Below are 26,690 nucleotides of genomic sequence, written 5' to 3'. Positions count from 1 at the left end.
TCGACCTGATCGACGACCGACAGTTTAAAAGCCAGCGTGTAATCCCGCTGACTGCGCCTTTTGCCTGAATCCATTGTGTCCTCCTGAAAATAGGTCAGAAGGTGTAAACCTTATTCAGGACGGGACAACGCAGACAAAAAAGCCCCGCCTCTCTCGAGACGGGGCTTTTTCATTCAACGCTCAATCAGGCAGTGACAGGCACCACCGCTTGACCGCTCAACGCCAGGTCCAGCAGTTCGCGGTTGGCCACCGCGTACATGGCGTAGTCGGTGCCGCTAGCGGCACGGATGTCCACCAGCATTGCGCGCCAGCGCTCGACCATGGCCTGGTTCTGCTCCATCCACAGCGCCAGACGGGTTTCCACGTCCTGTTCACCCTCGCCCATTTGCAGGACCGAAATGGTGATCGCACGCTGCTGCCAGTCGATGTCGTCACGGAACGCTTCACGGGCCAGGGCTTGCCAGTTGTTTTCAACCGTCAAGGCGCTGATCTGTTGCAGGTACCAGGTCAGGTCCAGCGCGCTGCCTACGGCGAAGTAGGCCTTGGCCACGTCGGCTGCGTTCTGGCCGGTCACGTCGGCCGCCTCGATGATTGGCAGCAGGGTGTACAGGTGCGTGGTACCTGCAACCATGCGTGCCAGCAACTCAGGCACGCCAGCGGCGACGTAAGCCTGATAACGGGTCTGCCAGCCTTCACGGGTCGGGCCTTCGAGCAGTTCGTCGAGCTTGAGACCCAGCGCGGCCAGGTGCGGACCGAAGTGGGCGACGTCACGGGCAGCATTCTGCTCGTTGCGACGGCTGCGCAAGAACCAGCGCGTGGCACGACGGCCCAGGCGCATCAGTTCATCCATCAGTTCCAACTGGACATCCGCCGAGACCTGGTAATCCAGAGCCTCGATCTGACGGAACCAGTGCGGGAGGTGGAAGATGTCACGCACGATCACGTACGCACCCGCCACGTTCGCCGGGCTCATGCCGGTGGACTCTTTGAGACGCTGGACGAAGGTGATGCCCATGTGGTTGACCAGATCGTTGGCGATCTGGGTGCTGACGATCTCGCGCTTGAGGCGGTGACGACGCATGGCTTCGGAGAACTTGCTCACCAGCATCGGCGGGAAAGCGGTTTCCATGTCGCGCGTCAGGTAGTCGTCGTCCGGCACCAGGGAGCCCAGCAACTGCTCCTTGAGGTCGATCTTGCTGTAGGAAATCAGCACCGACAGCTCGGCACGGGTCAGGCCATGGCCTGCCGCGACACGCTCGGTGATCGCCTCTTCCGACGGCAGGAACTCGATGGCGCGATCCAGCTTGCCACGGCCTTCCAGGTCGTTCATCAGGCGCTTGTACTCGGCAATCCGCACAAAGGCACGGCGGGCCGCCAGGGACAGGGCCTGGGTCTGCTTGTAGTTGTTGCCGAGCACCAGGCCGCCGACTTCATCGGTCATGCTGCCGAGCAACTGGTTACGTTGCTTCTCGGTCATGTCACCGGCCTGAACCACTTCGTTCAGCAGGATCTTGATGTTCACTTCGTGGTCGGAGCAGTCCACGCCACCGGCGTTGTCGATGAAGTCGGTGTTGGAACCGCCACCATTGAGGCCGAACTCGACGCGACCCAGTTGGGTCATGCCCAGGTTACCGCCCTCACCCACGACCTTGCAGCGCAGTTCGTTACCGTTGACGCGCAGTGCATCGTTGGCCTTGTCGCCGACATCGGCGTGGCTTTCGCTGCTGGCCTTGACGTAGGTACCGATACCGCCGTTCCACAACAGGTCTACCGGTGCCTTGAGCAAGGCGTTCAGCAGTTCGGTCGGGGTCAGCTTGTCGGCCTGGATGTCGAAGCGCTCTTTCATCTGCGCGGAGATGGCAATGCTCTTCGCGCTACGGGAGAAGATCCCGCCGCCTTCGGACATGATACTGGTGTCGTAGTCCGACCAGGCCGAACGCGGCAGGTCGAACAGGCGCTGACGCTCGGCGAAGCTATTGGCAGGCTCAGGATTCGGGTCGATGAAGATGTGCAGGTGGTTGAAGGCGGCGACCAGTTGCAGCTTGTCGGACATCAGCAAACCGTTACCGAACACGTCACCGGCCATGTCGCCGACGCCGACCACGGTAATGCTGTCTTCCTGGACATTGATGCCGCGCTCGCGGAAGTGACGTTGTACGCCGACCCACGCGCCCTTGGCGGTGATGCCCATTTTCTTGTGGTCGTAACCGGCCGAACCGCCCGAGGCGAACGCGTCACCCAGCCAGAAACCGTAGTCGATGGCGATGCCGTTGGCGATGTCGGAGAAGGTTGCAGTGCCCTTGTCCGCTGCGACCACCAGGTACGGGTCATCGTCGTCATGACGCACGACGTTGGCCGGCGGCACCAGGGCGCCGTCTTTCAGGTTGTCGGTGATGTCCAGCAGGCCCGAAATGAAGATGCGGTAGCAGGCGATGCCCTCGGCCGCGATCTCGTCACGGCTGCCGCCCAGCGGCAGGCGACGGGGCAGGAAGCCGCCCTTGGCGCCCACCGGCACGATGACCGAGTTCTTCACTTGCTGGGCTTTTACCAGGCCCAGGACTTCGGTACGGAAGTCTTCTTCACGGTCGGACCAGCGCAGGCCACCGCGCGCCACGTTGCCGAAGCGCAGGTGCACGCCTTCGACACGCGGCGAGTACACGAAGATTTCAAACTTCGGCACCGGCTTTGGCAGCTCTGGAATGGCGTGCGGGTTGAACTTGAAGCTGAAGTAGGACTTGTTCTGACCGTTGGCGTCGGTCTGGTAGAAGTTGGTCCGCAGGGTAGCCTTGATCAGGTCCAGGTAGCGACGCAGGATGCGGTCTTCGTTGAGCACCTGAACGTCGTCCAGGGCGGTCAGGATCGCGTGTTCCAGGCGCTGCTGCTTGTCGTCCAGGTCGTCGCTGGTCAGCTTGCGGGCCAGGTAGAAGCGGGTCTTGAACAACCGGGTCAACTCGCGAGCGATGTCGGTGTGGTTGTTCAGGGTGCTGGCGATGTAACCCAGGTCGAAGCCCAGGCGAATCTGCTTCAGGTAACGGGCGTAGGCACGCAGCAGCGCCACGTCGCGCCATGGCAGGCCGGCCGTCAGCACCAGGCGGTTGAACGCATCGTTTTCGGCATCGCCGCGAACGATGTGGACAAAGGCGTCCTGCAGCGTGTCGTTGAGCTGCTGGATGTCCAGGTTCAGGCCTTCGGCGGCGGTGAACGCGAAGTCGTGGATCCAGAACTCGCGGCCGCTGTTGTGACGCAGGCGATACGGGAACTCACCCAGCACGCGCAGGCCGAGGTTTTCCAGGATCGGCAGCACGTCGGACAGCGCCAATGGGGTATCGGCGTGATACAGCTTGCAGTGCAGCAGTTGCTGGCCGGTACTCTGGGCCAGCGGCTGGTAGAAGCTCATGACCAGCGGGTTGGCCTCGGAGAGGCTCAACAGGTGCTGCATGTCGACCACGGCCGAATGCGCGGCGAAGCGCTCGCGGAAACCTGCCGGGAAGCCTTTCGGGAAGTCGGCCAGCACATTGGTGCCGTGGGCTTCGCCGAAGCTTTCGATCACAAGGCTGGCGTAGTCGTCCTGCCAGCTGCGGCAGGCCTGGACCACTTCCTTTTCCAGCAGCAGCGGGTCGATGTCCAGGCGGTTCTTCGGGTCAACCCGCAGAATCAGTTGCACACGGGCCAGCACGGACTCGGAGAAGAAGGTCCAGAACTCGCAATCGGTGGCTTTGAGGCGATCCATCAGCACTTGCTGGATCTTCTGGCGCACCTCGGTGGAGTAGATGTCACGCGGCACATAGGCCAGGCAGTAGCAGAAGCGGCCGTACGGGTCCTTGCGCAGGAACACGCGAATCTTGTTGCGCTCCTGGATCTGCACGATCGACATCACGGTGCTGAACAGTTCGTCCACCGGGGTCTGGAACAGATCGTCACGGGGCAGGACTTCAAGCACCTGCGCCAGTTCCTTGCCCAGGTGAGCCTTGGCCTGGAAGCCGGAACGCTGTTCGATTTCCTCGACCTTGCGGCGGATGTACGGGATGACCCGCACGCTCTCGCCATACACCGACGAGGTGTACAGGCCCATGAAACGGCATTCCTTGATGACGTTGCCGTCGGCATCGATTTCACGGATCGACACGTAGTCAGGGTAAGCCGGACGGTGGACACGGCTTGGGTGCGCGGCCTTGGCGAACGACAACAGGGTCGGTTCGCGCAGGTAGTTCACGGCGTAGTCTTCGATGCGACGGTCGTCATGAGTCAGGCCGGTACGCAACAGCTTGGTCAGGCCCAGGAACGAGTCCTGGTCATAGACGATATGGCCGCCATCGGCTTCATCGCGGACCACGAACTCTTCATAGCCGAGGAAGGTGAAGTGGTTGCCCACCAGCCATTCCAGGAAGCCCTTGATCTCGCCTTTCTGGTCGGCATCGACCGCGAACTGGCTGTTGTCCAGCCCGGTGAGGATTTCCTGGACCTTGGCTTTCATCGGCTCGAAATCGGCGACCGCAACGCGGACTTCACCGAGAACCTGTTCCAGTTCCCGGCTCAACACATTGAGTTCGGCCACGTTGGCGCAGCGGTCGATTTCCAGGTACATCAGCGATTCTTGAAGAATGCCCTCACCCTGGGTGCCTTTAGGCAGGATTTCCAGCAACTCGCCCTTGGCGCCACGACGCACGCTCAGCACGGTGGTCTGCAGGGTATGGATGCTGTAGCCGCGACGGTTCAGCTCGGTACGGACCGAGTCCACGAGGAATGGCAAGTCGTGGTGCAGCACTTCGACCGCGGTGTGGGTCGACTGCCAGCCGTGGCGTTCGTAATCGGGGTTGTATACGCGCACCTGAGGTTGCGCGTGATCAAAGCGCTCAAGCAGGCGCCAGGCAGAAAGCGTGCAGCCGGCGAGGTCGGACAACCGGCGCTGGGTGAGTTCATCGAGAGAAATAATGCCGAAGAATTGTTCAGCGAACAGCGCCACTTGTGGCAGTGCCTGTTCACTGATGTGCTGCGCCAGTGCCGCTTGCAGTTGGTGCTGGAAGTCGGCTTTGCTGGCTGCGGTGAAGAACGCCATCTGTGGTACTCCGCTTGGGCTTGTTATTGATGGAAGCGTCGCGTGCAAAACCCCTTTTCGGGGCAACCCGTCACCCTGTTCCTGATTCTCGGGCAGAGGAAACAGGACGACAGGTGGGTGAAGCTGGACGAGACACTCAGGTCACATTCACCTTCCAAGGATGGGCATCTGCAAAAACGACTGCCGACTTAACAAGCAATGCCTTTACAGGTGTCCATCCGTTGCGCAGCTTAACGAGTGCGGCAAGGCCCGTGCTTGCGATGCTGCGACATATTCGGTCATCGTCACGCAGCTCAAGGGCGGCGCCTCGACTAACACTAGCAGTCGCGGGGAAAAATGGCGGTTCCATGCCGGGAATTGCGGTACTTTCGTACCAAAAAAAACCGATAAGTCAGACACTGTTCGCGGCACATTTTGTGACATTTAGCTCAGTACACAGCAGGCTCACCCAGCCCTCCCGCGCTAACCCCGTCCAGGCAACTTCGCCTCAATCACTCACATCATGAATCGCCTGGAATTGACTCACCGTCCCACAGTCGTAGCACAGCGTATCCAGGGAAACCTTGTCCATCCTGACATCGATGTTGCCGGAGTCGCACTCACGACAGAACACCTTCACAGACGGGGACGTGCCCGCACCGAACCCCGGGGCTGAAAAAAACCGCGGCACCAGTTCTTCGCGCCAGTACACGCCGGGAGATTTCGAAAAGCCGGCCCCGCTATCCTTGAGCACGACGTCGTACAGCAGCCGATGCAAGGCCGATTGTGCAACGCGAGGGTCTCGATAGGCAGACTTTCGCCAGTTGTCGGCGAGTGCACTCTGGGCGGTGCTCAACATATTACCGGGAATGGTGTTGGAGGCATGGTTTCGCCCCTTGGAGTTGCCGGTGGCATAAAAATGCGCTGCATTCTTTACCGCGATCCGGGCGAAGTAGTAAATTTCACTGACCGAGAAGTCTTGCAGTAACTGCCCCACAACCGATTCGGCACGATTTTCGGCGCCAAACACAAAGTTGACTTCACTGGCCAGCACACGGATGTAGGCCAAGGACTCCTCTCGGGCCAGGTTAAACATCAAGTTATACAACTCGCTCTTCCAGGCTGGCTGGACACGCCCCGACAATTCCTGATAAAGCGCTCGATACAGCGCATCACGCGTACTGCACTCGCCCGCTTCAAGCGCGACATTGGGCAGCCAGCGCACCGCCAGGAAATTACGGATCCTGCAGCCTGCCGCGCGTTCAAAGGCGTGGATGTCCGATTCAGGATCAACCCGCAACACCCCGGCCTCGTGAAACTTCTTCAACAGGTCTTCACTGATTGCCTCGCTGGGCGCCAAGGCTTCGTTGCGCGTCGAGGCATCCAGCGGCGCGATACTGTCCGTGCCGGGCTTACCTGCGTCGAGTACCGCCAGCAGCGTCAGTTTCTGGACGAAACCCAGGGTGGCGTAAGGCACGGGTTCACGGCAAACGCCGTACTGTCTGACCAGTTCATCGCGGTCACGCTGTGCCTGGGCAGACAGCGCCTGTTGCCTGACCTTGTAACAGGTCGTGCAACTACAGGCCATGTGTCGACTGTATGGCCCGTGAGGGTAAACCCGGTGTTCACAGCGCACACACTGGAACGGCGGACGCAGGGACTCAGGTGTTCCCCGCGCATGCCTTTTGACCCACATCGGCAGGTCACAGTAAGGACACTTGAGTTCTTTGCTGAGCAACGGCGGCAACACTTTCAGCAAACTTCTCACCGCCCCCGGTATTTTGTATTCGGCAATCAGGTGACTGGTGTTTTCCCCCGCCAGATAACGCTGATAAAGGACCTCGATTTCCGGCTCGGACAGATGTTTTACTTCACCCAGCGGTTCAAAATACTCGTTCATCAACCTAACTCCCTCTTCACTCATCGTTCGTTGCATTCCGTTGCATTCGGGACGACAACATAAGTTACAAACAGAGGAAAAAACAATAAACAACCCGATTTATTCTTATTATTCCTACGTCCAATAAACGCCCTACAAAACCATAGGAAAGTTCATCACAAGATTCACACTTTCACTTAAGGAAACGTCCTACTCAATTAACACGGCTGATATTCGGACAACGCCCGATTCATTGGGCACATAAGAAAAATATCGGGTGCCCACCCAACACAACCCAGCAAAAAAACACCGGGACTGGCAAAATCGCCCTTTGCCTGCCCACACTGCGCCCCGCGCCAGGACTGCTCACATGCAACTGACCACCGCCCACCTGATCGCCAACCCATGCGATGACGAAGAAGACAACCTGGCCATGCTGTGCTGCCACAGCAATCAGGGCGACATGTTCCTGATGACCCGCTACCCGGACGAGGACGAGCTGGAAATCACCCTCGATGGCGAGCCCTCCACGCTCGACGGCGTCAAGGTCACCCTGAGCCCTACCCGCCTGCTGATCGAAATCGCTGCGGCAGACGCCGATGCGCTCAACGGCGACGACCACCTGGAAATCCTCCACGGCACGGCGCAAGCCGATTTGGCCGAGGTCGAAGAAACCCTGCAGAACATCCTCAAGGGCACCGGCACCTACATCAGCGAACTGTGAGCCGACGGCTGATTTCTTGACAAGAAATCAGCACAAAGGCATTGTCTGACAACCTGACTTGCGAGCCATCCCTCTCATGCTTCAACTTCAGCGCCCCGACTCCCTGGTCGAACGGGTAGTCAACGCCATCCGTGAAGAAATCGATTCCGGCCGCCTGACCGCCGAATCGCGACTGCCCACCGAGCAGCAACTGACCGAACAGTTGAACGTCAGCCGTTCGGTGGTACGCGAGGCCGTGGCGCAACTCAAGGCCGATGGCATCCTGATCAGCCGCCGGGGGCTTGGCTCGTACATTTCCCAGAACCCCAATGGCACGGTGTTTCGCTTTCCCAGCAAGAAGGGACGTAAGCCGGATCTGGTACAGATGTTCGAAATGCGCCTGTGGACCGAGACCCAGGCCGCGTCCATCGCCGCCCAGCGCCGTGACGAGGCCGACTTGTTGCGCATGCGCACCGCGCTACAAGAGATGCACGACAAGCGCAGCGACTTTGCCGCCGCCGCCCTGGCCGATGTCGAGTTCCACCGCGCCATCGCCGACGCCAGCAAGAATGACTACTTCGTCGCTTTCCACGACTTTCTGCGCGGGCAATTGGCCGAGGCGCGACGCACCGCCTGGGAAAATTCCGCGGCGCATTCGGTCGGCGGCTCCGCCGATGCCGGTCGTGAACACCAAGCCCTGTACGAAGCGATCGCCACCGGTGACCGGACCCAAGCCGCGGCCTGTGCCGAGGCGCATCTACGCGCTGCGGCCAAGCGTTTGAACATAGACCTGCCCAGCATCGACTGAAACACCCTGAACCCGCTGTACCCGGGGCGCTGCGCGGCAGCGTCTTTCGTTTGAATGACTTTGTCTGACAACCTGATAAGCAGACTCTCTGACAAGAAAGCCAAGGTGACACCTGCATGATCTATGACTACTGCATCATCGGCGGCGGCATCGTCGGCCTCGCCACCGCCATGGCACTCCTCGAGCGTCAGCCTGACGCCTCGTTGCTGATCCTGGAAAAGGAAACCCGCCTGGCCCGGCACCAGACCGGGCACAACAGTGGCGTGATCCACGCCGGCATCTACTACGCCCCGGGCAGCCTCAAGGCGGAACTGTGCAAGCGTGGCGCCCAGGCGACCAAGGCGTTCTGCACCGAACACCAGATCAAGTTCGACGTCTGCGGCAAGTTGCTGGTGGCATCTACCCCGCTGGAAGTCGAGCGCATGCACGCGCTGTACGAGCGTTCGCAGCAGAACGGACTGAAGGTCGAGCGCCTGGATGCCGCCGAACTGCAGCGCCGTGAGCCGAACATCGTTGGCCTGGGCGGGCTGTTTCTCGATGCCACCGGGATCGTCGACTACAAGGAGGTCTGTCAGGCCATGGCTCGGGTGATCGAGGCCGCGGGCGGCGAGATCTGCCTGCAGACCAGCGTCACCGCCATTCGCGAAACCGCCGACAAGGTCACCATCAGCAGCCAGGACAAGGTCTGGCAGGCCCGGCAACTGGTGGCCTGCGCGGGCTTGCAGTCCGATCGCCTGGCGACGCTGGCCGGGGTCAGGATCGATCATCAGATCATTCCGTTTCGCGGCGAGTATTACCGCCTGCCCGCCTCCAGGAACGCCATCGTCAACCACCTGATCTACCCGATTCCCGACCCGGAATTGCCCTTCCTGGGCGTACACCTGACTCGGATGATCGACGGTAGCGTCACGGTCGGGCCGAACGCCGTGCTGGGACTGGGCCGCGAGAACTACCGCAAGTTCTCGATCAACTGGCGCGACGTGGCCGAGTACGCCCGCTTCCCGGGGTTCTGGAAAACCCTCTGGAACAACCTCGGTTCCGGCACCACGGAAATGAAGAATTCGCTATTCAAACGCGGCTACCTGGAACAGTGCCGCAAGTATTGCCCATCCCTGGAAGTCGAGGACCTGCTGCCCTACGAAGCCGGCATCCGCGCCCAGGCGGTCATGCGCGACGGCACCCTGGTGCACGATTTCCTGTTCGCCGAAACCCCACGCATGGTGCATGTCTGCAATGCCCCTTCCCCGGCCGCGACCTCGGCCATCCCCATCGGCCAGATGATTGCCGAGAAGATCCTCAACGCCCGCTGAACCCTGCTTCAACAATAACTACAAAGACCAAGAAGGAAATCACCGATGTCGGTACATCAAGCGGCCCCGACCGCCCACGAAACCCCGGAACAAAAGCGCAAGCGGCTGCGCAAGGTAGCTGCTGCCACCATCTTCGGCTCGATGCTGGAGTGGTATGACTTCTATCTGTACGCCACCATGGCGGCGATCGTGTTCTCGAAGATCTTCTTCGATCCCGGCAACCCCAAGGTGGCGGCATTGCTGGCCTTCTCCACCTTCGCCATCGGCTTCATCGCCCGTCCTTTCGGCGGCATTCTGTTCGGCTACCTGGGCGACCGCTTCGGGCGCAAACAGGTGCTGGTCATCACGTTCTGCATGATGGGGGTGTGCACCACCCTGATCGGCCTGATTCCCAGCTATGCCTCGATCGGCATCTGGGCACCGATCATCCTGGTGCTGGTGCGGATCATTCAGGGCCTGGGCGCGGGTGCCGAACTGTCCGGGGCCGCTGTCACCTCGTATGAGCATGCCAGCGAAGGCAAGCGCGGCAGCCAGGGTGCCTGGCCGGCACTGGGCCTGAACCTGGGGCTGTTGCTGTCGTCGCTGACCGTCTACCTGCTGACCATGAACGGCAACGAGTTCCTGCTTTCCGGCGGCTGGCGCATCCCGTTCATCTGCAGCATCGTGCTGGTGGGGGTGGGTCTTTGGGTACGTCGCAGCATTCCGGAAACCCCGCAATTCAAGGAGCTCGACGAAAGCGCGGCCAAGGCACAGGTCTCGCCGCTCACGTTGCTGTTCAGGAATGACCTCAAGGGCCTGATGGTGGTGCTCTTCGTGGCCATCGGCTACAACGCCCTGAGCTACATTTTCAAGACGTTCTCCCTGGCTTACCTGACCCAGTTCAAGGGCGTCGAAGCCCATGTCACCTCGCTATCGGTGACCATTGCCAGCCTGGTGGCGATCATCGCCGTGCCGTTATTCGGCTGGCTCTGCGACAAGTGGAGCAGCAAGAAGGTACTGATGCTGGGCGGCTTGTGCTCGGTGCTGTTCGCCTATCCCTTCCTGGCCCTGCTCAACACCGGCGAGCCGATGATGATCTACCTGGCGATCGCGGTGGGCACCGGGATCCTCGCGCCCATGATGTTCGCACCCCAGGGTTCCTTCCTCAGCCGCCAGTTCCCGACCCAGACCCGCTCCTCGGGCTTCGGCACCGGCCGCGAGATCGGCACCGCCATTGCCGGTGGCCTCGCACCGCTGGGCGGCTTGGCGCTGGTCGCCAACTCGGCGACCCACTCCACCGACGGCGTAGCCGTGATTCTGGTGGTTGCGGGCGTGCTGGTCGTGGTCTTTGCCCTGTTTGACCAGGGACGCAAGCACTCCAGCTTCAAGAACTGACCTGCCTGCCCTGCCCTTGTCCTGCCGCCCGGTGCAGCGACAAGGGCACGCCTGTTTCCTGCACTCGCGCAGGTTTGCGCACAAATACCGGTTATTTACAGATTTTTCCAAGGTGCCGTTAGTCGCCAGGGGGCCGGATAGATTAAAGTATCAGCCCCCGCCCGGGCGCTTTTCGCAAGCGTCCCCGGCCTTCTTCCAGGAACATTCAACGATGGAACACCGTGAGGCGCTTCTGGCGCTGCGATCCTTTCTTTCAACGCAGATTCTCGGCCAGGAAAAACTCATCGAGCGCTTGCTCATTGCCCTGCTTGCCGACGGCCACATGCTGGTCGAGGGCGCACCGGGCCTGGCCAAGACCAAGGCCATCAAAGAGCTTGCCGAAGGGATCGAGGCGCAGTTCCATCGTATCCAGTTCACCCCCGACCTGTTGCCCGCCGACATCACCGGCACGGAAATCTATCGCCCTGAAACCGGCAGCTTCGTGTTCCAGCAAGGACCGATCTTCCACAACCTGGTGCTGGCCGACGAAATCAACCGCGCACCGGCCAAGGTCCAGTCGGCCTTGCTCGAGGCCATGGGCGAGCGGCAAGTCAGTGTCGGGCGCAGCACCTATGAGCTGTCGCCGCTGTTCCTGGTGATGGCCACGCAGAACCCCATCGAGCAGGAAGGCACCTATCCGCTGCCCGAAGCCCAGCTTGACCGGTTCCTGATGCACGTGAAAATCGGCTTCCCCGATGCCGCCGTCGAACGCCGGATCCTGCAGCAAGCCCGCGGCGAAGCACTGAACGGCGAATCCAAGCCGGAGCGTCGGGTGACCCAGCAAACGATCTTCGCCGCCCGCAAGGAAATCCTCGGGCTGTACATGGCCGATGCCGTGGAGGAGTACCTGGTGCAGCTGGTGATGGCCACGCGCACGCCCGGCAAATTCGACCCGGAAATGTCCGAGTGGATCGCCTACGGCGCCAGCCCACGGGGCTCCATTGCCCTGGATCGCTGCGCCCGCGCCCACGCCTGGCTGGCCGGTCGTGACTTCGTCAGCCCGGAAGACATTCAGGCAGTGCTCTTTGACGTGCTGCGCCACCGGATCATCTTGTCGTTCGAAGCCGAGGCCGCCGGTATCGACCAGGACCGCGTGGTCCAGCGGATTCTCGACGTCGTAGCCGTCGCTTGACGCCGATGACCACAGCCTCCGCGCCCGAACCGGGCATCCGCGTCAGCCTGTCGGAGCTGATCGAGATGCGCCATCGCGTGCGCGAAGTGCAGTTGTTTTCCACGCCAAGCCAGCGCAGCCCGCTGATTGGCCTGCACCACTCCAAGCTGCGCGGACGTGGGGTGGACTTCGACCAGGTACGGGTCTACCAGGCCGGCGACGATGTGCGCACCATCGACTGGCGCGTCACCGCACGCACCCAGGAACCCCACACCAAGCTGTTCCACGAAGAGCGCGAACGACCGATTTTCATCATGGTCGAGCAGAGCCGGCGCTTGTTCTTTGGCTCGGGACTGATGTTCAAGTCGGTCCTGGCCGCGCAAGCCGCGAGCCTGATCGGCTGGGCGGCCCTGGGGCATAACGACCGGGTCGGCGGGCTGGTGTACGGCGACAACGAGCACTACGAAATCAAGCCTCGGCGCAGCAAGCAAAGCCTGCTGCAGTTGCTCAACCGCCTGGTGCGCGTCAACCAGTCGCTCGGCACCGAAGGTGAGCCCGCCAGCGATGACCTGGGCATGGCCCTGCGGCGTGCCCGTGAAGTACTGCGCCCCGGCAGCCTGGTCATCGTGATCTGCGACGAGCGAGCCCTGTCGGACGGGGCCGAGCAGCAACTGAGCCTGTTGTCGCGCCATTGCGACCTGCTGTTGCTGCCCTTGTCCGACCCGCTGGACCACGCCCTGCCTGCTGCCGGCCTGCTGCGCTTTGCCGAGCGCGGCGCCCAGCTAGAACTCGACACCTTGAACTTCGAGTTGCGCCAAAGCTATCGCGCCCAGGCCGAAGCCCGCATCGCCCGCTGGGAGCTACTGGCGCAGAAACTGCGGGTCCTGTTGATGCCCCTGAGCACCCAGAGCGAAATGGTCGAACAACTGCGCGAATACCTCAACCCGCAACGTCCGGGGAAAAGCCAATGAGCGACCTTGCGCAACTGCAACCTTTGATGACGCCGCCACCAATCCCCTTCTGGCCTCCGGCGCCCGGCTGGTGGCTGCTGTTGATTCTGTTGCCCGCGCTCGGGTTCGGCCTGTGGAAGCTGCGCCATTTACTTCCTGTCAAACGCAACGTCGTGCGCGCCGAGATCCCGCTGGACCCCCTGCGTGTCGCGGCGTTGGCCGAGTTGGCGCAAATGCCCAAGCCCTATGACGGCGCACCGGCGGGCGCCTGGCTGCAGCAGCTCAACGGGCTGCTCAAGCGCCTGTGCCGCAATGACTACCCCTATAGCCAGAGCCATACCCTCAACGGGCGCAAATGGCTGGCCTTTCTCGACAACCGTTGCCCGGCCGCCGGCCTGACCCGCTGGATGATTCTGGTGGAGGGCGCCTACAAGCCCGAATGCAAACTGGATGACAAGGCCATCGCCGGCTTGACCCAGGCTGTCGACACCTGGATTCGCAAACATGTTTGAGTTCGCCTGGCCGTGGATCTTCGCCCTGCTGCCGCTGCCGTGGTTGATGCGCCTTGTGCTGCCGGCCGCCGACAGCGGCGAGCCTTCGCTCAAGGTCAGCTTCCTGAGCGACCTCGAAGGCCTGGCCCGGCGTCGCGCCCGGGCCAATCTGCCCGCCTGGCGTCAACAGACGCCGTTCATCCTGCTCTGGTTGCTGCTGCTGACCGCCACCGCTCGCCCGCAATGGCTGGGCGAGCCGCTGCCGATCGCCGCCAGCGGCCGCGACTTGCTGGTGGCTGTCGATGTCTCGGGCTCCATGGACTTTCCCGACATGCACTGGCAAGGCGAAGAGGTCAGTCGCCTGTCGCTGGTCCAGCACCTGCTGGGGGATTTTCTGGAGCAACGCGATGGCGACCGGATCGGCCTGATCCTGTTCGGCAGTCAGGCTTATCTGCAGGCGCCCTTGACCTTCGACCGCCGTACCGTGCGGGTCTGGCTCGACGAAGCGCGGATCGGCATCGCCGGCAAGAACACCGCCATCGGTGATGCCATCGGCCTGGCGCTCAAACGCCTGCGCCAGCGTCCGGCGCAGAGTCGCGTGTTGATCCTGGTCACGGACGGCGCCAACAACGGCGGCGAAATCGACCCGCTCACGGCAGCGCGCCTGGCCGCCGAGGAAGGCGTGAAGATCTATCCCATCGGCATTGGCGCCGACCCGGAAGAAGCCGGCACCCTGGGTTTCCTGGGCGTCAACCCGAGCCTGGACCTCGACGAACCCACACTCAAGGCGATTGCCGAGGTCACCGGTGGGCGCTACTTCCGCGCCCGTGACGCGGCGGAGCTGGAAGCGATCAAGCAAACCCTTGATCAACTGGAACCGGTGAACCAGCAACCGACCCAGGCCCGCCCGGCCCAGGCGCTGTACAACTGGCCGCTGGCCGCGGCCTTGCTGATGAGCCTGTTGCTGGTGGTCCGCGAGCGCTGGCCGGATAACCCGCTGCAACGGTTTTTCACCAAGGAGCATTTCCTGCAACAGCACCCTGACTGGCGCGAGCGGCTCCAGCGCCTGCGCCTGCGGAGGCGTCGATGATCGAACTCTGGCCGCACTGGTTTCGTCCCTGGTGGCTGCTGTTGTTGCCCGTGCTCGGCTGGTTGCTGTGGCAACTGTGGCATCGACAGAAGCGCGCGGGCCGCTGGCAGATGATCCTGCCACCGGCCTTCCATGCCGCCCTGCTCAGTGGCGGCAACGGCCGCGAAAGCAAGTTGCCGTGGATTGCCTTGGGCCTGGCCTGGGTGCTGGCGGTATTGGCCTTGCTGGGACCCAGCTGGCAACGGCTCGAGCAGGCCGCACAGAAACCCGCCGACCCGTTGGTGGTGCTGCTGGAACTGACCCCGCAAATGCTCGCCACCGATGTGGTGCCCACACGCCTTGAACAGGCGCGACGCAAGCTGCTCGACCTGTTGCAGTACCGCAGCGATGCACAAACGGCAATCGTGGTCTACTCAGGCAGCGCCCACACCCTGGTGCCACTGTCGGATGACCTGAGCACCAGCCGTAACCTGCTTGAGGCGCTCAAGCCATCGATCATGCCCGAAACCGGTCATCGCGCCGATCTGGCCGTGGCCAAGGCGCTGACACTGTTGGAACGCGGCGCCCTTGGCCAGGGGCGGATCCTGCTGATCGGCTCATCCCTGGGCGAACAGGAACGCCTGGGCATTCGCCAGGCCTTGCGTGGCCGGGCACCGCAGTGGTTGATGCTGGGGGTCGGCACCGCTCAAGGCGCACCGGTCACCGCCGAAGACGGCAGCTTTCTGAAGGACGAACAGGGTGCGATTCTGGTGCCTCGCCTCGACAGCCCGGGCCTGAAAACCTTTGCCAATGAACTGGACGGACGTTACCGGCAAGCGCGGGTAGACGACAGTGACCTGCGCGGCCTGGGCCTACTGGATGCGCCCCACAGCCTGCGCGAGGATGGTCAGACCTTGCGCCTGGATACCTGGGCCGACCAGGGCTATTGGTTGCTGCTGCCTCTGTTGCTGCTGGCCGCCTGCGCCGGGCGGCGGGGTTGGTTGCTGTGTCTGCCGCTGCTGTTGCTGCTACCACAACCGAGCTACGCCTTCGACTTCAATGACCTCTGGTTGCGACCTGACCAACAGGGCCTGCACCTGCTCAAGCAACAACAGCCCGCCGAAGCCGCCAGGCACTTTCAGGACCCGCAATGGCAAGGTGTGGCGCTCTATGAAGCCGGTGAGTACGCCGCGGCCGCCGAGCGCTTCGCCCAGGGCAACGACGCTCGTGCGCACTACAATCGCGGCAACGCACTGGCCAGGAGCGGTGAGCTGGAAGCGGCACTGGATGCCTACGAGCAAGCCCTGGAGCAGCAACCAGACCTGCGCCCGGCCCTGACCAACAAGGCGCTGGTGCAAGCCCTGATCAAACAAAGCGCACCGGTGCCTCCAGAGGGGCCAGAGAGTTCCATGGATGAGCAACCGGCACAGTCAGAATCGACGCCGCCACCTGGCGCTGCAAGCGAGCCGGCGCCGGGTGTCGAGCAACAGTCCGCCGCGCCAACCCCGCCCTCCTCCGACACCGCCGAGGGCGAGGCCGCGGCGATCACCGACAAGCCGCCGCAACCGGGCGATAATGAAGTGCCGGGCAGCGAACTGGGGGACGAACAAACCACCACGCCGCCTCTGCGCAGTGCCGACGCCAACTTCAACGGCGAACACCGCGAGGCCCTTGAACAATGGCTGCGAAAAATCCCGGATGAACCGGGTGAACTGCTCAGGCGCAAGTTCTGGTACGAACAGCAACAACATCAGGATCAGGGAAAAACTCGATGACCCGCTTCACCGCACTTCTGCTCGGCCTGTTTCTCTGGCCCTTGGGCGCCCAGGCTACTGGGTTAGTTGCCAGCGTCGATCGCAGCCACCTGAGCTCCGGAGAGACGGTCGAGCTGACCCTGGAATCCAGCGACGTCACCCAGTTCGGCAAACCCGACCTGAGTGCCCTCGAGCCCCTGTTCGAGGTGCGTGGCACCCGGCAGGTCAACCAACTCAATACCCTCAATGGCGAAAACCACGCCACCACCCGCTGGATCATCACCCTGCTGCCCAGACAGAATGGCACCGTGGTGATTGCGCCGCTGCAACTGGGCGAGTTCAGCAGCGAGCCCATCGAATTGCAGGTGATGCCCAGCCAGATCCAGGACACGCCCGACAAACTGGCACCGGTGTTCATCGAATCCAGCCTTGATCAGGACGCCGTGTACGTGCAGGCCCAGGCGATCCTGACCCTGCGCATCTACCATTCGGTGTCGCTATACGATGACAGCAGCGTCACGCCCTTGCAGATTCCCGATGCACGTGTCGAACAACTGGGTGAATCGCGGACCTATGAAAAGGTCATCAACGACCTGCGTCATGGCGTGATCGAATTGCGCTACGGGATTTACCCGCAACACAGTGGCGAGCTGACGATTCCGGCGCAGATTTTCAGCGCCACCCTGGTCGATGCCCAACCCGCCCAGGACACCACGGGCCAAGGCCCGAAATCGGGCAAGCTGATGCGCGTGAGCTCCAGCGAAACAACGTTGACAGTCAAGGCCAAACCCATTGAGTACCCGCTGGATACACCCTGGCTCCCGGCCCGCAGCCTGAGCCTTGGCGAAAGCTGGAACCCGGAACCCGATCACAGCCAGGTCGGCGACTCACTGACGCGCAGCCTGACCCTCAAGGTCGAAGGCCTGGCCAGCTCGCAGCTTCCACCCTTGCCGGCGACTGACGTCAGCGGCTTGCGGCGTTATCCCGACCAGCCCCAACTGAGCAATCAGACCAGCGACCGTGGGTTGATCGGCAGCCGTGAGGACCGCGAAGCGCTGGTACCCACCCACAGCGGCGCAATCGATTTGCCTGCGGTGGAAGTAGTCTGGTGGAACACCCTTGAGGACCGTCTGGAACACAGCAGCTTGCCGCCACGCACCCTGAACATCGTCAATAATCCCAGCCTGATGGTCGACACGCCGGCAGGCAACGCTCCGGTCTCGCCCACCGTCGACGCCGAGACGCTGTGGTACTGGAAACTCAGCACCCTGATCCTCGCCTGCACCACCCTGCTCGGCTTCGGCCTGTGGTGGCGTGCGCGCTGGCAACCGGCGATTCTGCGCGCGGCCCAGACCGGTCCCAGCCCGCGCACCCTGCTCGACGATCTCAAGCGCGCCAGCCAGGCCAACGATCCCCAGGCCACCCGCCAGGCGCTGGATGCCTGGGCCCGCCAGCAACCGGAAACCCTGGCCGACATGGCCGCGCGCTTCGTGCCGCTGTCCGATGCCCTGGACGGCCTGAACGGCGCGCTCTACAGCGAAACCGGACAGTCCTGGCAAGGCGAAGACCTGTGGCGCGCCATACGTGCCATCCCGGCTTCCGAACGGGTCCAGGCCCCGGTCGGCGACAGCAGCCTGCCGCCGCTGTACCCCAAGTAACCCCGGACACCCCCCGTGCAGCAGCCGCCAAGCCGACTGCTACACGGCCGACTTTTCACTTATCGATTGAGCGGAGTTTGCCTTGCGTCTGTTTCACACCTCCGACTGGCACCTTGGGCAAAACCTGCATGGCCAGGAACGCGACTTCGAACACGCGTGCTTCCTTGAGTGGCTGCTGCGGCAACTGGCGCAGGCACAGCCCGACGTACTGCTGATCGCCGGCGATATCTTCGACACGGTGAACCCGCCGGTCAAAGCCCAGGAACGCCTGTACGATTTCATCGTCAGCGCTCACGAGCAACAACCGGCGCTGACCATCGTGATGATCGCCGGTAACCACGACTCAGGCTCGCGCATCGAGTTGCCCGCGCCGCTGATGCGTCGCTTGCGCACGCACGCGCTGGGCCGGGTCTTGTGGCTGGATGACGGGCAACTGGACGCCGAACGCCTGCTGATTCCACTGCCGGACACCTCGGGAGCCATCGCCGGCTGGTGCCTGGCGCTGCCGTTCCTGCGGCCCGCCGAAGTCACCGGGGCCCACCTGGGCGATGACTACCTGCGTGGCATCGGCCAGGTGCATGAGTGGCTGATTGAGGCCGCCAATGCCAAACGCCAGCCGGGCCAGGCACTGATCGCCATCAGCCATGCACACATGGCCGGCGGCTCGGTGTCCGAGGACTCCGAACGCAGCCTGATCATCGGCAACGCCGAAGCGTTGCCCGCCAGCCTGTTCGGCCCGAGCATCAGCTACGTCGCCCTGGGCCACCTGCACAAGCCGCAGAAGGTCAACGGCGAGGAGCGCATTCGCTACTGCGGCTCGCCGATTCCGTTGTCGTTTTCCGAGATCAACTACCCGCACCAGATTCTCGACATTGCCCTGGAGGGCGAAACACTGGTCAGCGTCGAACCGCGCCTGATCCCCCGGGCCGTGGAACTGCAACGTCTGGGCCCGGCGCCGCTGAGTGAAATCCTCGCTCAACTGGCGCAACTGCCGGACATCGACCTGCTGGCCGACATCCAGCGCCAGCCCTGGCTTGAAGTCCGGGTACGCCTGGACGAACCGCAACCGGACCTGCGCCAGCAAATCGAAACCGCGCTGCAAGGCAAGGCCGTGCGCCTGGTACGCATCGCCGCCGAATACGCAGGTGCCGGTGGGCGGGACGCCAGCGACGACAGCAGCCAGTTGATTGAACTGGATCAACTGACCCCACAGGAACTGTTCAGCCGCGCCTGGCTGGACAACTACGGCAGTGCGGTCGACGAACAGACCCTCAACGACTTTGCCCGGTTGCTGCAGGACGTTCAGCAGGAGTGCGAACAGCCATGAAGATCCTCGCGATCCGCCTGAAGAACCTCGCCTCCCTGGCAGGCCCCTTCGAGATCGACTTCACCGCCGAACCGCTGGCCAGTGCCGGCCTGTTCGCCATCACCGGACCCACCGGCGCCGGCAAAAGCACCTTGCTCGATGCCTTGTGCCTGGCGCTGTTTGGCGCGGTGCCGCGCCTGAACAACACCGGGCGGGACGCCAAGGTGCCGGATGCCGACGGCGAGATTGCCACGGGCGACCCGCGCACCCTGCTGCGACGCGGCACCGGCGAGGGCTATGCCGAGGTGGATTTCCACGGGATCGACGGCCGCCGCTATCGCGCACGCTGGGAAGCCAATCGCGCCCGGGAAAAAGCCAACGGCAAACTGCAGGCCAGCCGCCAGAGCCTGCGCGACCTGGACACCGATCAACTGCTGGCCAGCCAGAAAGGCGAATACAAGAGCCAGCTCGAAGCCGTGCTGGGCCTGAACTTCGAACAGTTCACCCGTGCGGTGATGCTGGCCCAAAGCGAGTTCAGCGCCTTCCTCAAGGCCGATGACAACGACCGCAGCGAGCTGCTGGAAAAGCTCACCGACACCGCGCTCTACACCCGTTTGGGCAAGCGTGCGTTCGACAAGGCCAAGGAAACCCGCGAAGCCCACAAGCTCCTGCAAGACCAGGCCAGCGGCATCACGCCACTGGACCCCGAAGCGCGCGCCGAACTCGACCAACGCTTCAACGACGCCCGACAACAGCTCAGCACCCAACAAGCCCAACTCAAGCAGCTGGAGCAGCAAAACACCTGGCTCAAGGAACTGCAGTCGTTGCAGGACCAGCAACAGGCTGGCGCCGAGCAGCTGCAGCAGGCACAACAGTCATGGGCGGCACAGGCCAGCGAACGCCTGGACCTGACGCGCCTGGAACACCTGGCGCCACAGCGTCACCTGTTTGCCCGACACGCCGAACTCACGGCGCAACTGAGCCCGCTGGCGATGCTGATCCAGCAACACCATCAACAGCACCACGAACGGCAACAGCACCAGGCGCAACTGGAGCAGGCTCTGGAGGCGGCCAACGCCGCGCTGGTCCAGGCCCAGAGCCAGCACAGCAGCAACGCCCCGCTGGTGCGTCAGGCCTTCGAAGAACAGGGCAACCTGGCGCGCCTGAACCAGACCATCAGCACGGCGGCCGAACTCAAGCACAACGCCGAGCAGGCCAACGCTGACGGCCAGCTGACCATCACCGGGCTGCTGGATCAGCAACAACGGGTGGCCGAACGCCTGGCGAACATGGCCACGCAGTTGGAGAACAGCCTGCACCTGGCACCGGTCAGCGATGCTTGGAACGTTCATCGTGAACGCCTGCAGCAACTGATGCTGGTGGGCAATCGCCTGAAACAGGGCCAGGCCGAACTGCTCGGGCTTGAGCAACGGGCAGCGGACAGCGCCAGGCAACTGGACGAACAGCGCACACAGCTGGAGTTGCTGTACCGCGAGGCCGGGGCGGAACCCGAAGCGGTGGCCGAACAGATTCAGATCCTCGGCAGCCTGCTGCAAGACAACCGCAAACAGCAGCGCGCCATCGAAGAGCTGGCACGGTTGTGGGCCAGCCAGCAGGACCTCGACCATCGCGGCCAAGCCCTGCAACAACGCCTGCACAGCGTGCACAGCGAGCGCGAGCGCCTGACCCGCGAAGGCGTGCAGGCCAAGGCCGAGCTGACGCTGGCCGAGCAGACCTTGAAGGTCACGCAGGAGTTACTGGAACGTCAGCGCCTGGCGCGCAGTGCCAGCGTCGAAGAATTGCGCGGGCAGTTGCAGGACGATCAGCCGTGCCCGGTCTGTGGCAGCGTCGAGCATCCATATCATCAGCCCGAAACCTTGCTGCAAAGCCTGGGTCGGCACGATGAAAGTGAACAGGCCAACGCGCAGCAAGCCGTCGATCTGCTCAAGGAAAAACTCGCCGACCTACGTACCGAAGTGGGCGGGCGGATTGCCCAGCAAAAAGAACTGCTGCAACAGCAGGAACAGCTCGCCACTCAACTGCAGAGCCTGACGCCCATCCTTGAAGCCCATCCGCTGGCCGCATCCTTGCTGGCCCAGGACGCAGTCAAGCGCGACGCCTGGCTGACGCAACAAAACGCGCAGTTTGCTCAGAACATCGCCCAGGATGAACAACGGCAAAACGCCCTGCTCACCCTGCAGCAAGACGCCGCGCGCCTGGCGCAACAACTGCAGACCGTCGAGCACGCTAGCCAACAGGCGGCCCAGCAGCTGACGATCCAGCAGCGCGAGCTGAGCAGCGACAGCCAACGCCTGGAAGAAGAACTCAAGGCCTTCAGCGCCCTGCTCCCGGCCCCCACCCTTGAAGGCTTGCGCAATGAGCCTGCCGCGACCTTCATGCAGCTCGACCAGCAAGTTGCCCAACGCCTGGAGCACCTGGAGCTACAACGCGAAGAGCTCGGCGAGCAGCAGCAACGTCAACAAACCCTCGAGAAAGAACAGGACCGCCAGCTCACGCGCGGCCAACAACTGGAAGCGGCGCAACAGCAATTCAACGCACTCGCCGAGCAACAGCACAGCGCCCGACAGACGCTGGCGCACCTGCTGGGTGAGCAACCAAGCGCCGAACACTGGCAACAGCAGCTCGATCTTGGCGTTGAACAGGCGCGCCAGGCGCAAGCCACCGCCAACCAGCAATTGCAGGAAGTGCGCAGTCAACTGATCCAATTGGCCGCCGAACTGAAAGCCGAGCAACAACGTCAGCAGGCACTGCAAGCGCAAAGCCTGGAGTCGGGAGGCAAGATCGCCGACTGGCGCGCCCTGCATCCGGAACTGGACGACGCTGGCCTGGAACACCTGCTGGCGTTCAGCGACGAGCAGGTCAGCCAGTTGCGCCAACAGCTGCAACTGAGCGAGAAAGCCGTCGAGCAAGCCAGGGTGCTACTGCAGGAGCGTGAACAACGCCTGCAAGGCCATCAGGCTCAGCACAATGGCAACCTTGCGCACGAGCAGTTGGCCCAGGCACTGCTTGAGCTTCAGGCCCAGGCCGGGATCAGCGAACAGCTGTGCGCCGAACTGCGTGCGCAGCAAGCCGAGGATCAACGCCGCCAGGAGGCCAATCAGGCGCTGGCGCAGCGCATCAATGAGGCCTACAACGAGTGGCAACGCTGGGCTCGACTCAATGCCCTGATCGGCTCGGCCACCGGTGACACCTTCCGCAAGATCGCCCAGGCCTACAACCTCGACCTGCTGGTGCATCACGCCAACGCCCAGTTGCGCCAGTTGGTGCGACGCTACCGGCTCAAGCGCGGTGGCAGCATGCTCGGCCTGCTGGTGATGGACACCGAGATGGGCGACGAACTGCGCTCGGTGCACTCACTGTCCGGGGGCGAAACCTTCCTCGTCTCGCTGGCACTGGCGCTAGGCTTGGCATCGATGGCCTCAAGCACGCTGAAAATCGAGTCGTTGTTCATCGATGAAGGCTTCGGCAGCCTCGACCCCGAGTCTCTGCAACTGGCGATGGACGCCCTCGACGGCTTGCAGGCGCAAGGCCGCAAAGTCGCGGTGATCTCCCACGTCCAGGAGATGCACGAACGGATTCCGGTGCAGATCCAGGTGCGCCGCCAGGGCAATGGACTCAGTACCCTGGAGGTCAAATGAGCACGCCGACGCTCTACTCCTTCCGCCGCTGCCCCTACGCCATGCGAGCGCGCATGGCCCTGCGTTACAGCGCCGTGGACGTACACATCGTCGAGGTCAGCCTCAAGGCCAAGCCGCCGCAGATGCTCGCGCTGTCGAGCAAGGGCACGGTGCCAGTGTTGAGCCTTGACGGCCGGGTGATCGACGAGAGCCTGGAGATCATGCGCTGGGCACTGGACCAGCATGACCCCCAGGACTGGCTGCTCAAGGACAACCCCGCCGCACAACAGCTGGCGGCGGCGCTGATCGAAGAAAACGATCAGGTGTTCAAGCTGCATCTCAATCGCTACAAGTATGCCGAGCGTTACCCGGAGCACGCGATGGAGCACTACCGCACCGAGGGCGAGGTGTTCTTGCGCACGCTCGACGGGTTGCTGCAACAGCAGCGGTTTTTGCTGGCCGACCATTTGAGCCTGGCGGACGTCGCGCTGGCGCCGTTCATACGCCAATTCGCCCATGTCGACCGTGACTGGTTTGCGCAGACGCCGTATCGGCATCTGCAGGCCTGGCTGGAGGGGATCCTGGCGTCAGCATTGTTCAGCGCGGTGATGGCAAAAAACCCGGGGTAACCCACGCCAACCTTTGTAGGAGGTAGGAGCGAGCGCGCTCGCGAAGGTCGTCAACGATAACGTGTGCAGCCTGACACCCCATGGCGCTCTCAGGTTCATCGCGAGCACGCTCGCTCCTACAACGCGGCATTGAGGGTTAAGCCAGGGCGCTACACATTTTCAGCGACTGGCAATTCACCTGAAACGGCCCCCGAATCGGCGACCTGGATCTGCAGGGAGGATTCCCCGCCAACAATCCCTGCGCCTTGGCCGTTTCGATGTTGCGGGCGATGGTGTGATTGCACTCGATGGCCCGCGCCAGCGAGCCTGCCGAGGCCTGGCCGACGCCAAGCAGTGAAGCACCATTGGTCAAGAATGCCAGGAAGGCCACGACCCAGAGCTTGCGTCCTCTCATAGCACCACCGCTTGCACAACGTCGGTTGAATCAAGGCTTGCGCTGTGGGCGCGATGCTCGAACTGGGTAGAGGGGTATGTGACCTCTATCGGCGCCTGAATGTCCCGTTGCGATTGAGTCGACAGGCTGACGACCAGGACCATGGCCACGTACACACCGATGGCAACGTAGGCGCCGTGCTTGGCAGAAGTAAGAAGGGTGCTGGCCATGGGGTTCTCCGTGGGCATGTTTCAGTGCCCACAGAATCAATCAATCAAGCAGCTATGAATAGTGACCTTTATCCATAGTAGCTATCAGTTAAATTGATCGATCAACCAACGTACGTCAGTCGTGCAACAGGCTCATCAAGCGCTCGCGCGACACTTCAGGTTCGCCTTCGACAGGCTGTGCTGCAGAGAGAATCGGGGTGGAATAGAGAAACAGCAGAACCACAGCCAGACGCATTGCCATGTCGTCGATCCTTTGGACAGATTGAGTCAATTTATTAGCGTCAAATTTAAACATATAGCCATGTGCCATTACCCGCTTTTTTTACGTCGACGCCGCGATTTGTCGCAAATGCGTCATGCAGGCACGACATCACCGTTGTCCGGATACGGATCCAGTGACTTCGCGCCTGCATCAACTCGGCAGGTATTGAATCTCAGTGCTGGATCTTGTGGTCCAGCGCGGCGTAGAAGTTGGCGCTCTGTTGCAGGTATTTCTGGGTGTAGGTGTGGGTGCCGGATTTTTTCGAGTTGATCTCGACACTGGCACTGGCCGGCAGCGCAACGCTGGCGGAGATGGCGGACGCGGCGATCACGGAGAAGAGATTGAAGTTCATGGCGGTAACCCTCGTATTCAGTTGGCGTGCTTGCCTGTGTAGGCCGTGGAGCAAACGTACGCCCGAGGGTTGTCGCGCTTGAAATCTTTTGTAGCAGTAGCGGATATCACTGCGATTAATAGAACCGTAGAAGCCCCGGCAGGCGGGGCCTGCGGTTTACTGATGGAGGAAGAAGCGGATATCGCTGGGAGCGTCGAACGGCACTTTTTGCACGGTTTTGCCCAACAGCCCGGTGTTCACATCCCGTTCAATGACGACGACCTGGTTGCTCTTCTGGTTGGCTACCAGCACAAATCTGCCGCTCGGATCGAGGCTGAACTCACGAGGGTGATCGCCGTCTGCCGCGCGCCGTTGCAGCGCCTTGAGCTCACCGCTGAGCGGGTCGATGGCAAACACCAGCAATTCATTGGCAGTGCCACGGTTGCTGACATACAGGAACTTACCGTCCGTTGATGCATGCAGCGCCGCGGCGGCTTTCCTGGCAGCCGGTTGCCCCGCCGCCAGATCCACCAGCTGACGCTGGGTCAACTGGCCGGCCTGGTAATCGAACACCGCCACTTGCGCACTCATTTCCAGGGTCAGGTATGCGTGCTTGCCATCACCGCTGAACAACAGATGACGGGGCCCGCTACCCGCCGGCAACGACACCGAGGCCGGCGTGGCAGCCTTCAGCGGTCGCTGCGGATTGGCCTTGGGGTCGTAGCGGTAGACAAACACCTTGTCGGCCCCCAGGTCACTGGAGAACACGTACTGACCGTCAGGCGACGACACCGTCGAGTGAACGTGAGCCGACATCTGCCGCTCGGGATTGACCCGGCTCGCGGGATGGCTGCTCAGTTGCACGACCGGCTCCAGCCGGCCTTCGGCGTTGACCGGCAATACCGCCAGGCTACCGCCCGGGTCTTCGGCCACCGAGTAGTTGCTGACGAACAGGTACTGGCCGTCCGCACTCAGGCTTGAATGGGTCGGCTCGTTGCCCAGGCTCTGCACCTGGTTGATCAGGCTCAGTTGACGGGTCTTGGGCTCGATCGAAAAGCTGCTGACCCGCCCTACCGGATCGGCTTGCCCCGGCCCGTTTTCGTTGACCACGAATAGCTGGCGCTGGTCGCTGGACACGGTCAGCCACGACGGGTTGCTACTCTTGACCACCTGCAGGGGGGTGGCATTGAGCTGGCCGCTCTGGCTGTCGAACTGCAGTCGGTAGATGCCTTGACTCTGGCCCTGGGTGTAGCTGCCGACCAACAGGTCATGCAACTCGGCGGGCGCCGCCTGCGCGCTCATCGCCCCCAGGCTGCCGGCCATCAACAATGGCCAGACGTTACGCATCCTCACGCTCGTCGTCTTCGTCGTTGGCACCGCTGAACGCGCTCAGGCACACCAGGCGGTGTTCGCCGGAATCACCGGTGATGGTCCAGCTTTGCAAGGAGGCATCGAATACCGCCGCCTGCACCTGGGCCATGCTGAACACCCAACGCTTGGCCGCGCGGCCGTCCATGCATTCGATGTGCAACTGATCGTCCTCGTCCAGCGAGAAGTCAAAGGCGTGCAGGCCATCGATTTCCAGCATGTCACAGCTTTCGAGGGCGTTGAGCAGGGTGTCGGTTGCAGCAGTCATGGCGATCAATCTTCAAGTTGAAAGGCGCCATGATAGCCCATCGTCCCGCGAGGGGTGTCAGGTCTACTGCGCCACGCCTTCTCTGCGGATGTTGATTGATCCAG

The 26,690-nt window shown here is 62.4% G+C and carries 21 protein-coding genes; 13 read left to right on the top strand and 8 right to left on the bottom strand.

Annotated elements, in window-relative coordinates:
- Nucleotides 1-184 precede the first annotated feature (184 nt).
- Both CKW07_RS03440 and CKW07_RS03435 read right to left on the bottom strand, forming a co-directional pair.
- Nucleotides 185-5,056, bottom strand: coding sequence for an NAD-glutamate dehydrogenase (locus tag CKW07_RS03440; RefSeq protein ID WP_095143581.1), 4,872 nt, complete (start codon nucleotides 5,054-5,056; stop codon nucleotides 185-187).
- Nucleotides 5,057-5,543: 487 nt separating this feature from the next.
- A complete protein-coding gene (locus tag CKW07_RS03435) occupies nucleotides 5,544-7,028 on the bottom strand; it encodes a hypothetical protein (RefSeq protein ID WP_256577009.1) in 1,485 nt (494 codons plus the stop codon).
- A 256-nt stretch (nucleotides 7,029-7,284) separates the two neighbouring features.
- On the opposite strand from CKW07_RS03435, the gene CKW07_RS03430 reads away from it, so the two are divergent.
- The 13 genes from CKW07_RS03430 (at nucleotide 7,285) to CKW07_RS03370 (ending at nucleotide 23,754) form a co-directional block, all read left to right on the top strand.
- Nucleotides 7,285-7,638 (top strand): hypothetical protein, encoded by a 354-nt coding sequence (locus CKW07_RS03430; protein WP_095143579.1) that lies wholly within the window; start codon nucleotides 7,285-7,287, stop codon nucleotides 7,636-7,638.
- 76 nt (nucleotides 7,639-7,714) lie between these two features.
- On the top strand, nucleotides 7,715-8,425 hold the full coding sequence (locus CKW07_RS03425) for a FadR/GntR family transcriptional regulator (RefSeq protein ID WP_095143578.1): 711 nt from the start codon (nucleotides 7,715-7,717) through the stop codon (nucleotides 8,423-8,425).
- A gap of 116 nt (nucleotides 8,426-8,541) precedes the next feature.
- Nucleotides 8,542-9,735 (top strand): L-2-hydroxyglutarate oxidase, encoded by a 1,194-nt coding sequence (gene lhgO, locus CKW07_RS03420; RefSeq protein WP_095143577.1) that lies wholly within the window; start codon nucleotides 8,542-8,544, stop codon nucleotides 9,733-9,735.
- Between the two features lie 45 nt (nucleotides 9,736-9,780).
- Nucleotides 9,781-11,109, top strand: a complete 1,329-nt coding sequence (locus CKW07_RS03415; protein ID WP_095143576.1) for an MFS transporter — start codon at nucleotides 9,781-9,783, stop codon at nucleotides 11,107-11,109.
- A 211-nt stretch (nucleotides 11,110-11,320) separates the two neighbouring features.
- Nucleotides 11,321-12,280: a MoxR family ATPase gene (locus CKW07_RS03410; protein WP_095079166.1), complete on the top strand. Its 960-nt coding sequence runs from the start codon at nucleotides 11,321-11,323 to the stop codon at nucleotides 12,278-12,280.
- A gap of 5 nt (nucleotides 12,281-12,285) precedes the next feature.
- Nucleotides 12,286-13,230, top strand: a complete 945-nt coding sequence (locus CKW07_RS03405; protein ID WP_095143575.1) for a DUF58 domain-containing protein — start codon at nucleotides 12,286-12,288, stop codon at nucleotides 13,228-13,230.
- Nucleotides 13,227-13,721, top strand: a complete 495-nt coding sequence (locus CKW07_RS03400) for a DUF4381 domain-containing protein (RefSeq protein ID WP_095143574.1) — start codon at nucleotides 13,227-13,229, stop codon at nucleotides 13,719-13,721. The genes CKW07_RS03405 and CKW07_RS03400 overlap by 4 nt, the downstream gene beginning before the upstream one ends.
- Nucleotides 13,714-14,790 (top strand): VWA domain-containing protein, encoded by a 1,077-nt coding sequence (locus tag CKW07_RS03395; RefSeq protein WP_095143573.1) that lies wholly within the window; start codon nucleotides 13,714-13,716, stop codon nucleotides 14,788-14,790. The genes CKW07_RS03400 and CKW07_RS03395 overlap by 8 nt, the downstream gene beginning before the upstream one ends.
- A complete protein-coding gene (locus CKW07_RS03390; protein WP_095143572.1) occupies nucleotides 14,787-16,544 on the top strand; it encodes a VWA domain-containing protein in 1,758 nt (585 codons plus the stop codon). Before CKW07_RS03395 ends, CKW07_RS03390 begins: the two co-directional genes overlap by 4 nt.
- The gene (locus CKW07_RS03385; protein ID WP_095143571.1) at nucleotides 16,541-18,181 is read left to right on the top strand and encodes a BatD family protein; all 1,641 of its coding nucleotides are present in this window, start codon (nucleotides 16,541-16,543) and stop codon (nucleotides 18,179-18,181) included. Before CKW07_RS03390 ends, CKW07_RS03385 begins: the two co-directional genes overlap by 4 nt.
- 82 nt (nucleotides 18,182-18,263) lie before the next feature.
- Complete coding sequence (locus CKW07_RS03380; protein WP_095143570.1) at nucleotides 18,264-19,508, top strand: exonuclease SbcCD subunit D C-terminal domain-containing protein; 1,245 nt, start codon at nucleotides 18,264-18,266, stop codon at nucleotides 19,506-19,508.
- Nucleotides 19,505-23,146 carry an AAA family ATPase gene (locus CKW07_RS03375; RefSeq protein ID WP_095143569.1) on the top strand — a complete coding sequence of 1,214 codons (3,642 nt, stop codon included), beginning with the start codon at nucleotides 19,505-19,507 and terminating at the stop codon, nucleotides 23,144-23,146. The genes CKW07_RS03380 and CKW07_RS03375 overlap by 4 nt, the downstream gene beginning before the upstream one ends.
- On the top strand, nucleotides 23,143-23,754 hold the full coding sequence (locus CKW07_RS03370; protein ID WP_095143568.1) for a glutathione S-transferase: 612 nt from the start codon (nucleotides 23,143-23,145) through the stop codon (nucleotides 23,752-23,754). Before CKW07_RS03375 ends, CKW07_RS03370 begins: the two co-directional genes overlap by 4 nt.
- A 136-nt stretch (nucleotides 23,755-23,890) precedes the next feature.
- Here CKW07_RS03370 and CKW07_RS25600 read toward each other — a convergent pair whose 3' ends face one another.
- The 6 genes from CKW07_RS25600 to CKW07_RS03345 all read right to left on the bottom strand — a co-directional run bounded on the left by CKW07_RS25600 (nucleotide 23,891) and on the right by CKW07_RS03345 (nucleotide 26,586).
- Nucleotides 23,891-24,148: a hypothetical protein gene (locus CKW07_RS25600; protein WP_095143567.1), complete on the bottom strand. Its 258-nt coding sequence runs from the start codon at nucleotides 24,146-24,148 to the stop codon at nucleotides 23,891-23,893.
- Entirely contained in the window at nucleotides 24,145-24,357 is a 213-nt protein-coding gene (locus CKW07_RS03360) for a hypothetical protein (RefSeq protein ID WP_095143566.1), read from the bottom strand. The genes CKW07_RS25600 and CKW07_RS03360 overlap by 4 nt, the downstream gene beginning before the upstream one ends.
- A gap of 115 nt (nucleotides 24,358-24,472) precedes the next feature.
- Nucleotides 24,473-24,598: a hypothetical protein gene (locus tag CKW07_RS25595; protein WP_256577008.1), complete on the bottom strand. Its 126-nt coding sequence runs from the start codon at nucleotides 24,596-24,598 to the stop codon at nucleotides 24,473-24,475.
- Between the two features lie 193 nt (nucleotides 24,599-24,791).
- Nucleotides 24,792-24,971 (bottom strand): hypothetical protein, encoded by a 180-nt coding sequence (locus CKW07_RS03355; RefSeq protein ID WP_095143565.1) that lies wholly within the window; start codon nucleotides 24,969-24,971, stop codon nucleotides 24,792-24,794.
- A 156-nt stretch (nucleotides 24,972-25,127) separates the two neighbouring features.
- Nucleotides 25,128-26,297: a lactonase family protein gene (locus tag CKW07_RS03350; RefSeq protein ID WP_095143564.1), complete on the bottom strand. Its 1,170-nt coding sequence runs from the start codon at nucleotides 26,295-26,297 to the stop codon at nucleotides 25,128-25,130.
- Nucleotides 26,290-26,586 carry a DUF5629 family protein gene (locus CKW07_RS03345; RefSeq protein WP_095143563.1) on the bottom strand — a complete coding sequence of 99 codons (297 nt, stop codon included), beginning with the start codon at nucleotides 26,584-26,586 and terminating at the stop codon, nucleotides 26,290-26,292. Before CKW07_RS03345 ends, CKW07_RS03350 begins: the two co-directional genes overlap by 8 nt.
- Nucleotides 26,587-26,690 lie beyond the last annotated feature (104 nt).

Source organism: Pseudomonas sp. Irchel s3b6 (genome assembly GCF_900187415.1).
In the GTDB taxonomy this organism is placed as follows: domain Bacteria; phylum Pseudomonadota; class Gammaproteobacteria; order Pseudomonadales; family Pseudomonadaceae; genus Aquipseudomonas.
Note: the sequence above shows the minus strand (reverse complement) of the source record. Positions and strands in the feature narration are given on the sequence as shown.

What these genes read in the sequence shown, in the direction of transcription:
- CKW07_RS03405 (WP_095143575.1), top strand. Translation starts at nt 12,286, where the DNA reads ATGACCACAGCCTCCGCGCCCGAACCGGGCATCCGCGTCAGCCTGTCG.
- CKW07_RS03370 (WP_095143568.1), top strand. Translation starts at nt 23,143, where the DNA reads ATGAGCACGCCGACGCTCTACTCCTTCCGCCGCTGCCCCTACGCCATG.
- lhgO (WP_095143577.1), top strand. Translation starts at nt 8,542, where the DNA reads ATGATCTATGACTACTGCATCATCGGCGGCGGCATCGTCGGCCTCGCC.
- CKW07_RS03350 (WP_095143564.1), bottom strand. Translation starts at nt 26,297, where the DNA reads ATGCGTAACGTCTGGCCATTGTTGATGGCCGGCAGCCTGGGGGCGATG.
- CKW07_RS03345 (WP_095143563.1), bottom strand. Translation starts at nt 26,586, where the DNA reads ATGACTGCTGCAACCGACACCCTGCTCAACGCCCTCGAAAGCTGTGAC.
- CKW07_RS03400 (WP_095143574.1), top strand. Translation starts at nt 13,227, where the DNA reads ATGAGCGACCTTGCGCAACTGCAACCTTTGATGACGCCGCCACCAATC.
- CKW07_RS03425 (WP_095143578.1), top strand. Translation starts at nt 7,715, where the DNA reads ATGCTTCAACTTCAGCGCCCCGACTCCCTGGTCGAACGGGTAGTCAAC.
- CKW07_RS03415 (WP_095143576.1), top strand. Translation starts at nt 9,781, where the DNA reads ATGTCGGTACATCAAGCGGCCCCGACCGCCCACGAAACCCCGGAACAA.
- CKW07_RS25595 (WP_256577008.1), bottom strand. Translation starts at nt 24,598, where the DNA reads ATGGCAATGCGTCTGGCTGTGGTTCTGCTGTTTCTCTATTCCACCCCG.
- CKW07_RS03355 (WP_095143565.1), bottom strand. Translation starts at nt 24,971, where the DNA reads ATGAACTTCAATCTCTTCTCCGTGATCGCCGCGTCCGCCATCTCCGCC.
- CKW07_RS03430 (WP_095143579.1), top strand. Translation starts at nt 7,285, where the DNA reads ATGCAACTGACCACCGCCCACCTGATCGCCAACCCATGCGATGACGAA.
- CKW07_RS03440 (WP_095143581.1), bottom strand. Translation starts at nt 5,056, where the DNA reads ATGGCGTTCTTCACCGCAGCCAGCAAAGCCGACTTCCAGCACCAACTG.
- CKW07_RS03375 (WP_095143569.1), top strand. Translation starts at nt 19,505, where the DNA reads ATGAAGATCCTCGCGATCCGCCTGAAGAACCTCGCCTCCCTGGCAGGC.
- CKW07_RS03385 (WP_095143571.1), top strand. Translation starts at nt 16,541, where the DNA reads ATGACCCGCTTCACCGCACTTCTGCTCGGCCTGTTTCTCTGGCCCTTG.
- CKW07_RS03395 (WP_095143573.1), top strand. Translation starts at nt 13,714, where the DNA reads ATGTTTGAGTTCGCCTGGCCGTGGATCTTCGCCCTGCTGCCGCTGCCG.
- CKW07_RS03390 (WP_095143572.1), top strand. Translation starts at nt 14,787, where the DNA reads ATGATCGAACTCTGGCCGCACTGGTTTCGTCCCTGGTGGCTGCTGTTG.
- CKW07_RS03410 (WP_095079166.1), top strand. Translation starts at nt 11,321, where the DNA reads ATGGAACACCGTGAGGCGCTTCTGGCGCTGCGATCCTTTCTTTCAACG.
- CKW07_RS25600 (WP_095143567.1), bottom strand. Translation starts at nt 24,148, where the DNA reads ATGAGAGGACGCAAGCTCTGGGTCGTGGCCTTCCTGGCATTCTTGACC.
- CKW07_RS03360 (WP_095143566.1), bottom strand. Translation starts at nt 24,357, where the DNA reads ATGGCCAGCACCCTTCTTACTTCTGCCAAGCACGGCGCCTACGTTGCC.